This window comes from Gloeocapsopsis crepidinum LEGE 06123, from assembly GCF_015207655.1.
GTDB lineage: Bacteria > Cyanobacteriota > Cyanobacteriia > Cyanobacteriales > Chroococcidiopsidaceae > Gloeocapsopsis > Gloeocapsopsis crepidinum.
Genome location: NZ_JADEWN010000104.1, coordinates 1 through 10,014, shown reverse-complemented (window position 1 = coordinate 10,014; position 10,014 = coordinate 1). Strand labels below are relative to the sequence as shown.

Genomic DNA, 10,014 nt, shown 5'->3' with positions numbered 1-10,014 from the left:
TTCGACTCACTTGATGCTGTTACAGATGTCCTTTGCCAAGGCTTGCAGGAGTTAATGCTAGCTCCTGCAAAGCTGTCTTCCATGACCTACTTCCCTCATCTGAGAATTGTTCTTTAGAACGCGGTTTAGTATCAGTACTGTTGCAAGAATTTTGGCGGCGATCGCTATTCTTAGTTGGCTCTTGTTTGTCCTACAACGGCGTTTAAGTCTAGCGACTGACTAAAAGTAATGCAGACATTTCAATTTGGGATTGAGCCGAGATCCGTGTCTTGCGTTGCAGAGGATGATAAAAAAGTTTTTATCAACGCTTTATCGCAGATTTATAGAACTTAGCGAGATTAGATGGTGTAAAAGAGAGCCTGCTGATGTCCAGGAGATGCTAATGAGTTCTCAATTAACTCCAGCTAAGAAACCAGCTAAACCTAGAGTAAACTCTGCGTTTAAGCAATTGTGGTCAATGCATTGGGTAATGACAGCTTGTTATTTGCTGCTGTTTGTTGGGGGAGTTTGGATGGTACAAATGCCAGAAAATACCGTATTACAAGACAACGCTTATACATTGCATAAGTCCATTGGGGCACTAACAATGGTATTGCTCATCTGGCGTATTTTCATTTTGCAGCAGGTTTGGTGGCGTAAGTATACACGCCGCCTTCCCAAGTTTACAAGTGAATGGATGCGCACATTTCTACTTCATGCTGCAATTTATCTATTGATGCTAGCCGTACCCCTGAGCGGATTTTTTCTATCAAATTCCTACCAGAGTGGGAATGTCCCTTTTTTCTGGGTTGCGACGTTGCCAGATCTTTTTCCTGAAAATGCAGCAGTTGTAGAGTTGGCAAGAGATTTACATTTTTGGATTGCCTATACTTTCTTGGGATTTATTATATTGCACGCAATTGATCAACGAAAATATGTGCGATCGCTCTGGCGACGTACATCTGGTGCAATTAGAAAGGCAATTGTCCGCTAAAAACCAATGATGATAAACTCACCCGTGAGTCCTTCTTTGCCACCACCTGCTTCTGCTACATCGACTGACTCTAAATTACTTAATTAGAGAGCTGCAATGACACACTCTACCAAATTCAATTGGCACGGGTGGTTCAACAAAGCCAGACCCCGTATTCTAATTTGGTATCTCTTGCTTACCATTTTTTCTAGTGTGACATCTATTTTAGCAACTCGTTACATCTTCTATGAGCGAATTCACGCTCAATCTAAAGCCTACGTTCTGCGTCAGGTTGAAGAGTTTCGACAACTAGCGAGCGAACAGACTTCTAACTCAAGTCGAGCTAATAGAGAAGAAATTACAAATCTCTTTGATGCTTTCCTTTCCAAGTATAAGCCCCTAGACAGTGACGACTATGCGATCGCCCTAGTGCAAGGCCGCGTTTACCAATACACCAACTTGTTTCCTCAAACGTTACTGACACAAGATGCAGAGTTAATCCAGCAGTGGGGGCAATTGACTCAATTTCAACAAGGCGTAGTAAGCACGTCGGTTGGCAAACTCTATTACATGGCAGAACCGGTGAAGTTTGACGGACGAACTCAGGGCGTGTTAGCGATCGTTCATTGCGCTGATAGCATTTATCAACTAGTCGATGGAGCAATACTACTGATCGTTCCGGCAACATTGGGGGTGTTGGGCGTAGCAGCAGCGATCGCCTGGGCAACTGCCGGACGGGTTTTGTCTCCATTACAGACTTTAACCGAAACGGCTCAATCGATTACAGAATCAGATATGAGTCAACGAATTCCTGTAGAAGGGACAGATGAGATTGCTAAACTGACAATAACATTCAATCAAATGTTGGATCGGCTACAGTTTGCTTTTGCGAGCCAGCGAGAATTCCTCAAAGATGCAGGGCATGAACTGCGAACGCCTATCACCGTGATTTGGGGCTATCTGGAAACGCTCAAATACCGCCCGCAACATCAGGAGCAAACCATTCTGTTAGCCATTGATGAACTCGCTCGTATGAGTCGGCTGGTCAATGATTTGCTGTTGCTGGCAAAAGCAGAACACTCAGATTTTCTGATTCTGAAGCCAGAAGAATTGGACTGGTTAACCGAAGAACTGTATCTCAAAGTTCGTTCCCTTGCCAATCGCAACTGGAAACTAGAATCTAAGGGATTAACGCCAATCCGTTTAGATCGCCAACGGTTAACGCAAGCGATGATGAACCTGGTGCAGAATGCCATCCGTCATACTCAGGAAGGAGATACTATTGCCATCGGCTCGTCTGTACGCGAAAATCAAGCTCGCCTTTGGGTGAGCGATACTGGAGAGGGTATTTTGCCGGAAGACCAACAGCGGATTTTTGAGCGGTTTGCCCGCGCAACAACCTGCGATTGTCAATTTGAAGGGTATGGCTTGGGACTCTCGATTGTGCAGGCGATCGCTCAGGCGCATGGCGGTAGGGTTGAATTATTTAGCCAACCTAGACAGGGTTCTACTTTTACTATTGTGATTCCGCTTTCAACTCAGGATAGTGCGATCAATGAATCGGATTCTCATCATCGAAGACAATCCTCGCATCACCGATTTCCTGAAGTCTGGGTTTCAGGCACACGGCTTCACGACCATCGCCGTTGATACTGGACAAGCAGCCTTGCAGATGGTTCAAGGAGGTCAGATCGATCTGGTCATTTTAGATTTAGGGCTACCCGATCAAGACGGACTTACCGTATTGAAAGTTTTACGAGGTCAAGGACAAACTTTTCCTATCGTTGTCCTTACTGCACGAGAAGGGGTAGAAAACACGGTTGCTGGACTCGAAGGAGGCGCAGATGATTACATCACTAAACCGTTTAGCTTTGAAGAATTGCTCGCTCGAATTCGCGTGCAGTTGCGAAATCACCAACTTCCTCGAAGCCAGCAGGAAACCACATTGCAAGTTGGAAGCATCACGCTAGACTTACTAACTCGTCAAGTTTGGGTAGGCGCTCGGCTTATTGAACTTTCTGCCCGTGAGTTTTTGCTGGCTGAATACTTTCTTCGCCATCCGATGCAGGTATTAACCAGAGAACAAATTCTCGATCGCATCTGGGGATACGACTATGACCCTGGTACTAATATCGTGAATGTGTACGTTGGGCATCTGCGAAAGAAACTCGGCGAAAACCAAATCGAAACTGTTAGAGGTATGGGCTATCGCTTTCGAGGATTAATATAGAGGCACCAGCATTGTCAAATTAAATTGGGAAAATTGAAATTAGATACTACCTAGAAAAATAATTCCTCTCATCGAAATGAGTTTACAAATACTCAGCTTTTGAGCAGTACCCAAAAATATTTAATAAAGCTGAGAATCCTATTTATCAAAGAGCTTATGTCTCCAAAATCAGTTATGAGAAACTAGAACAATTACAATATTTTTATCACAAGTTATGAAAAACTTATTACAAATTGAAACATTCGATGAGCGTCGTTCACATTCTAAAAAAAAAGCATAGACTATGAAGCTATATTAGTTGTCGGTCAACCACTGCACATTTCCTTACAAAACCTTGTGCCTTCTGAGGATGCAATAGTTAGTTTCCAGACACGGGGAGAAATTGAAGTTTACTCTAGCACAAATCAACTCATTGATACACAAACATCAATCCCTCTCCAGCAAATTCCAAAGATTACCCTGCTAGCAAGAACCTTTAGCGATCAGCTAAAAGACCGCTGTTACAGATAACCTTCCAAGATGATGTCGGTCGCCAACTGAGACAAATTCAACTTAATCTAACCTGTCTTCGGATTTGTTTAGATGTGGATGCAAATCGAGATGGGATTGTTGAGAAAAATAATCCTTATAAAGAAGATTGGCAATGGGGACTTAATGGTCATGGTGCAATCTTAATAGTTAATATCGATCGAGATATTGTTCATTCTGGCGATCAATATAATGAAAATAATATTAAAGGACTACTGGATCTGAAAGATTCGAGCTTTATCATCGTTCGCAGAGTTGGTTTAAAAGATTTACCTGTCAGTTAGCCAAGATACTGCTAAATGAATTTGTATTTATGACAAACTAGATAAGAATGGCTGTGAGATGATTGGCTCAAAGAGAACAACAGCAAAAATTAAAGATACTGACACAGATATTCTGCTAGCTATCAAGGCATTAAGTTATCCCGACTTTGATTTCGATGGCATCGTTGAGATTACTTTAAATCTTACAAAAGATAAAGAAACAATTTACAGCGATCGCGTGGTCTTTCGAGTTGCTCCTTGGATGATGATTCCTAATACCTTATCGCCAATAACTGTTTTTGTTTCTCGCTTATCTAAGGGACTTAACAAAGAATTTATCGAGGAACTCAGAAAAGTCGTTGGTAAAGCCAACGCGCAACTAGATCCTGTTCCTTTTGAGTTTCATAAAAACGATCCTTGGATGCGAGATGAAATTGAAATTGATTATACTCAAGCACCAGGGAAATTTATTCACGTAGTTCTTGATTCGCCCCGCGATCGCGGATTAGATCGCTTTGCCAAACGTAAATTACTAGGAAGTGATTTTGCGAATTACATACGCAAAAGCCGCCATCCAGCGACAAAATTAGACTCTTTTGGAAATTTAGAAGTTTCTCCTCCAGTAACCGTCAAGGGTATTAATTATCCTTTTGGTCGTTTGATATTTGGTGGAACGCGCCCAGAAATTATACAAAAACCGCGTCGAAAATTAAAAGTTTTGCGCGACTTCTTCATTGCCCAGAAAATTCAAGCTCCCTTTGAGATCTTTTCTGATTGGCTAAGTGTAGGGCATATAGACGAATTTATGACTTTTGTTCCTGCTCCTAATTCCAAAGGATTTAAACTACTTTTAGCTAGCACTAAAAAATGTTATGATCTTCTCTATTGCTTACGAGATGAAGGACATTCTCAGGTCTGATTGCGGCAAGGTAAGCAACTCTATAAAAAACCTACTGATATTAGTGTGACAGATGTTCTCGACAATCAAGAATTAGCCCATAGTAACCAATGCTATCAAGAACATATTAACTGGAATCGAGAGGTTTTGAAACAGGAATTAGATTTAAATGAAGAAGATATTATCGATATACCTGCTTTGTTTCAAGATGATGGCGATGGACGAGCAGAAACTTTCTTTCCCAACATGGTTAATATGATCGTTCTTAAGCAGCATCTTGCTATTCCCAAGCCCTTTGGACCTCAGGTTAATGCTCAATGTCAATTTGAAGTTTATGTTAGAGAAGTGTTAGAACCCTTAGGTTTAGTTTGCCACTTTATTGATGATGGGAACCCTTATTTTCGAGGAGGAGGGGAGATTCATTGTGGTACTAATACTAGCCGACAACCTTTTGCTCAAAAATGGTGAGAGATTGAGCCAATATTCTTCGGAAATTCATAAAAGTCCTTTCTGAGTCAAGTCTCTTATCGCTTGTCACTTTGTCCCACCAGTAACCAATGAGATTAGCACGATGAATACTATCATTGCTGGATATAAACCAGCCAATTTGTGAGAATAATTATATATTAAGATAGACAATGGAATTTCAAGATATAAGTTTGATTAAAGGGTATCATGCCCACGTCTACTTCGACGAAGTAACCGTCGAGCAAGCAAAAGCTTTGTGTGAAAAAGCAGGTACACTATTTCAAGTAACTGTTGGTCGAATGCACCATAAAAACGTTGGACCACATCCAAGTTGGAGTTGTCAGCTTGCCTTTGACCGTACCAACTATGCAGATCTACTATCTTGGCTGGCTCTTAATAGAAAGGGTCTAACAATTTTGATTCATCCTTTAACGGGAAACGATTTAAAAGACCATACCGATTATGCCTTGTGGATGGGAGAACCACAGGCTTTAAAACTTGATGTGCTTTAGCTAGCATACCAAGGTTAATTAGAAGAAACAGCGATCGCTTTTTATGTGCTCCTGAAGAACGCACTCGGTTGTAAAATTATTTTATGACTGATTCAGCAGATAAAGCAGCTATTCTAGCGGTCAATGAAGCCTTTTACCGTGCATTTTCTCATAGGGATATTGGCAGCATGAGCCTTCTTTGGTGGCAAGGCTCAACCAGTTTGTGTATCCATCCAGGTGGAAAGGTTCTGATTGGATGGGAAACGATTCAAGCCTCCTGGGAATCTATCTTTCGTAATACCGAGTTATTAGAGATAGATATAGAAATTATCAAGGTAGAAATTGACCAAGCTATTGCCTACGTAGTCGTTCAAGAAATTGTGTTGCAATCGAGCAGAGGTAGAAAGGTGAAAGCACCATCGATAGCCACTAATATCTTTCAAAGAATGGCACAAAAATGGTACTTAATTCACCATCATGGTAGTCCAATTGTGCGCTAGTTAGCTAGAGTTCACTATTTTGAGGCTTTAATCCACAGAGAATCTTGATTATTCTCCTACTAATATTGATCGCGGCTTTGGAGGAAAAACCCAGACCATCACGCAAAAAGCCTCGCTTGATCGATAATGAAACATTCAGCCTTTCCTGAGAGCGTTACAGGTTTCTACACTTTTTACAATTGTCTTGATGCAATTCTATAATTGCCTATTTGCGTTGTGGGGTTAACTGGAGAATAATTTCGTCGTGTTGACCTGCTACTGAATGCGCAAATCGTTGTGCTAAAGGTGGAATGATGACTAAGGGATTGCTAAAGCCAGAGAAGATGTGGATACCTTCAAAGTTGGGAATAGCGCCTATCAAAGGTAAGCGATCGCTACTAAAGGCAACAAGGCAATGATGCCATGTTCCTGGTAGGTTCTTAAGTTTCGGTAATATCATTCCAACATGGTTTCTGAGTGCAGCTTCACTACTGACCACGTCAATAGGTGCAAACGGTTCTGTAAGTACACGACTAATTTGACCTATATATAATCGGCGATCGCGAAATTGAATTGCTCCTGGATCTAAAATTAGTGGTAATGGCTCGTTTCCTGATACATCCCACACGCTATCATCTTTTGTGGACTTAGCTTCTAATTGAAATCTTCTCAGTACAGCTGGCATTACGAGGGTGCGTAACTCGACATCTACAGGTGGAGTTGCGATGATTTCTGCATGGGTAAAATATAAGCGAACTGAAATTCCGGCTGATTTAAGTAATGCACGACTAAAGCCACCTGCGCACACAACAGTATTAGCTGCATAGTAAGTATTTGTTTTTGTTTTCACACCAATGACGCGTTGACCTTCTCGCAGCAACTCCCACACTTGCGCCACGTACATCGTACCACCAGCACGTAAGAATGCTTGGATGTACGCTTCGGCAAGTTTTTCTGCGTGGATGTGCCCGTGTTTTACAGTAAGTGCCCCAGCGATCGCGTTTCTATTCAATAATGGTTCTAATTCGCACGCTTCATCGACACTGAGTAATCGTGGTGGAATTGCAAACTGTGCATAAGATGCAGCTACAGTTTCTGGATTGTCATTGCTATCAATCGTCAGGAGTAAATCTAATTCTCGAAACTCAGTATCCGCACTTAACTCTTGAGATAGCAAGCGGTGACGGCTAATGCCCTCCTCACAAAGTTGTTTAGTTAAATTTGTTGTTCCTGACCAATACGCCAAACCACCATAGCTGTAATAAGTAGCATTGTGCGATATTGCCTCTTTTTCGAGAAGTAGTACAGCAAAGCCTTGTCTGACTAACTCATAGCTTAAAGCTGCACCTGTAATTCCACCGCCGATCACAATCCAGTCATAAGTTTTCATCAGGAGTGTTCTTTGTTAACTAACTGACCTGAGTGGAATGGATTAAAGTCTATGTTGATACTGAATCATACCCTACTTATTACCTATCCCAGAATATCACGAGCAAGTTTATGCCTTGGTAAGGTCTGTCAGCAATAGATTTACATTAATAGCATTGCTAAATAACGGAGAGGGGGAGATTCGAACTCCCGGAAGCTTTCACTTCATCCGATTTCAAGTCGGACGCAATCGACCACTCTGCCACCTCTCCAATTTGACTTTAAGCTATTTGCTATTAGCCATAATACATTCTATCAGCTATACGGGCTGCATTAAAGAGCTACTTTTTTGGTAAAGAATTTGTTCAGACGCTATTGTGTAATTTTGGTTTATCCACACTAAGGAAACTTGAATGACAGTAGAACCTTGTAAGTAAACAAGCGAAAAGTTCCGTTGGCGATCGCATCCTATTTGCACTATGCGAGGCACACTAGCTGCATTTAAATAGACTGTTCCTTGTGTAATAGCGATCGCTTTCCGCATTTGTTTAGTGTGGCGGAGTTTGTGGTGCATATGACCAAAAGCCACTAGAGGAATATTTTTTCCTGTTGCACGGGTTTGAGCGATCGCTTCTGTAAAGTCAGGATCGCCAAAGTCACCACCCAAGGGTTGCCAGTCTTTACCACACGGATCTTCGGCGCGATTGCCGAGTCCAAATGGACCGTTATGTCCAAGAAAGATAATGTTGTCATGTTGTGCGCTTTCGGTCGCTGCTACTATCAATGCAGTAGACTCGGCAAAACTTGTGACACCAAAACGTTCTTTATAAAAACTTGCATTTTTCCAGGTTGTCCCGCCCCAGCTAAAAGGGCGACTACCAATGACACTGAGATTAAACTCTGGAAAGTCACGTTTTTGATAGCCAACATGGCTTTCCCCTAGTAAGTCAATCTGTTGCTGTACCCAGTCTTCTCGTTCTCGGTTGTATGGACACTTCTTGCGTCCCCAATCTGTGGCGGTATACCAAGCATCGTGATTGCCAAAAACTGCTGCTTTAGGAATATCCAATGAGGCAATCTCTCGAACAACTTCTACTGACTCGTTACCAAAATCGCCAACAAATAATACTAAATCTATACCCAAATGACGTAGGGCAATGCCGTCTTCTACTTCCCATTGATCGTGAATATCTCCAACTACAGCAATTTTTAGTAGGTGCTGGTGTGTCTTCTGACTGGTCATGCTATTAATTCCTTGCCTGTCCTTTTCCAGGATAGAGAAGCTTTCCTATATTTGACATGGTCTTTGCCGATAGCAACTATTCAAAAATCTTCGTAGTAAACCACAATTTTGGTGAGTTTTACTATAATTAAGAAGATGACTTGTTAACTTAGGCAATCCTTAACTGTGTTTACAATTGCACCTGCCTCGACGAAACCACCAGTTGACTTATTTGCAGCAATTCAGGAATTAAAGGATAAGATGAATGCTGTCATTCTGGCACATTATTATCAAGAGCCAGAGATTCAGGATGTCGCTGACTATATTGGCGACTCACTAGGGCTTTCTCGTCAAGCAGCCAGCACAGATGCTGATGTCATCGTCTTTGCCGGTGTCCATTTTATGGCAGAAACGGCTAAAATTCTTAACCCAGATAAGCTTGTACTTTTACCTGATTTGGCTGCAGGATGTTCTTTAGCTGATAGTTGTCCGCCTGAAGCGTTTGCAGCTTTTAAAGCGGCACATCCAGATCATTTAGTAATTTCTTACATCAACTGTACTGCCGAGATTAAGGCAATGAGTGACATTATTTGCACTAGTTCTAATGCAGTTGACATCGTAAATCAAATCTCAAAAGAGCAACCGATTATATTTGCCCCAGATCGTAATTTAGGACGATATGTGGTGGAGCAGACAGGGAGAGATATGCTACTTTGGCAAGGTAGTTGTATCGTACATGAAACATTTTCTGAACGTAAAATAGTGCAGTTACAAGTTGAGTATCCTGAAGCTGAAGTCATTGCACATCCAGAGTGCGAAAGCGCTATTCTACGTCATGCCAGATATATAGGTTCAACAACTGCGTTACTGAAATACTCAAAGCAAAGTAGTGCACAGTGTTTCATTGTGGCGACAGAACCAGGCATTATCCACCAGATGCAAAAACAGCAGCCAAGTAAAACGTTTATCCCAGCGCCGCCAGTCAACAAATGTGGTTGTAACGAGTGTCCTTATATGCGGTTAAATACGCTCGAAAAAATGTACTGGGCGATGACTAACAAAACTCCAGAAATTAAACTAGCACCACAGACTCAGTTAGCTGCTTTAGAACCGAT

Annotated in this window: 9 protein-coding genes, 1 tRNA gene and 1 pseudogene; 8 read left to right on the top strand and 3 right to left on the bottom strand. The window is 41.8% G+C overall.

Annotated elements, in window-relative coordinates:
- Window positions 1-382 precede the first annotated feature (382 nt).
- The 7 genes and pseudogenes from IQ230_RS25180 to IQ230_RS25155 all read left to right on the top strand — a co-directional run bounded on the left by IQ230_RS25180 (window position 383) and on the right by IQ230_RS25155 (window position 6,330).
- A complete protein-coding gene (locus IQ230_RS25180; RefSeq protein WP_193934939.1) occupies window positions 383-973 on the top strand; it encodes a cytochrome b in 591 nt (196 codons plus the stop codon).
- A 192-nt stretch (window positions 974-1,165) separates the two neighbouring features.
- Entirely contained in the window at window positions 1,166-2,602 is a 1,437-nt protein-coding gene (locus IQ230_RS25175) for a sensor histidine kinase (protein ID WP_322742567.1), read from the top strand.
- The gene (locus IQ230_RS25170) at window positions 2,508-3,182 is read left to right on the top strand and encodes a response regulator transcription factor (protein WP_193934937.1); all 675 of its coding nucleotides are present in this window, start codon (window positions 2,508-2,510) and stop codon (window positions 3,180-3,182) included. The genes IQ230_RS25175 and IQ230_RS25170 overlap by 95 nt, the downstream gene beginning before the upstream one ends.
- A gap of 584 nt (window positions 3,183-3,766) precedes the next feature.
- Entirely contained in the window at window positions 3,767-3,994 is a 228-nt protein-coding gene (locus IQ230_RS27570) for a hypothetical protein (RefSeq protein ID WP_322742566.1), read from the top strand.
- 58 nt (window positions 3,995-4,052) lie between these two features.
- Window positions 4,053-5,339 (top strand): annotated as a pseudogene (locus tag IQ230_RS25165) (protein-arginine deiminase family protein).
- Window positions 5,340-5,509: 170 nt separating this feature from the next.
- Window positions 5,510-5,851 (top strand): DOPA 4,5-dioxygenase family protein, encoded by a 342-nt coding sequence (locus tag IQ230_RS25160; RefSeq protein ID WP_193934936.1) that lies wholly within the window; start codon window positions 5,510-5,512, stop codon window positions 5,849-5,851.
- 83 nt (window positions 5,852-5,934) lie between these two features.
- Window positions 5,935-6,330: a YybH family protein gene (locus IQ230_RS25155; protein WP_193934935.1), complete on the top strand. Its 396-nt coding sequence runs from the start codon at window positions 5,935-5,937 to the stop codon at window positions 6,328-6,330.
- A 205-nt stretch (window positions 6,331-6,535) separates the two neighbouring features.
- Here the strand turns inward: IQ230_RS25155 and IQ230_RS25150 are convergent, their stop codons facing one another.
- The 3 genes from IQ230_RS25150 to IQ230_RS25140 all read right to left on the bottom strand — a co-directional run bounded on the left by IQ230_RS25150 (window position 6,536) and on the right by IQ230_RS25140 (window position 8,920).
- Window positions 6,536-7,699, bottom strand: a complete 1,164-nt coding sequence (locus IQ230_RS25150; protein WP_193934934.1) for an NAD(P)/FAD-dependent oxidoreductase — start codon at window positions 7,697-7,699, stop codon at window positions 6,536-6,538.
- Window positions 7,700-7,864: 165 nt separating this feature from the next.
- A tRNA-Ser gene (locus IQ230_RS25145) sits at window positions 7,865-7,949 on the bottom strand.
- 47 nt (window positions 7,950-7,996) lie between these two features.
- Window positions 7,997-8,920, bottom strand: coding sequence for a TIGR04168 family protein (locus IQ230_RS25140; RefSeq protein ID WP_193934933.1), 924 nt, complete (start codon window positions 8,918-8,920; stop codon window positions 7,997-7,999).
- 165 nt (window positions 8,921-9,085) lie between these two features.
- Here IQ230_RS25140 and nadA point away from each other — a divergent pair.
- The coding region (nadA, locus tag IQ230_RS25135; protein WP_193934932.1) for a quinolinate synthase NadA at window positions 9,086-10,014 on the top strand (929 nt) is incomplete at its 3' end.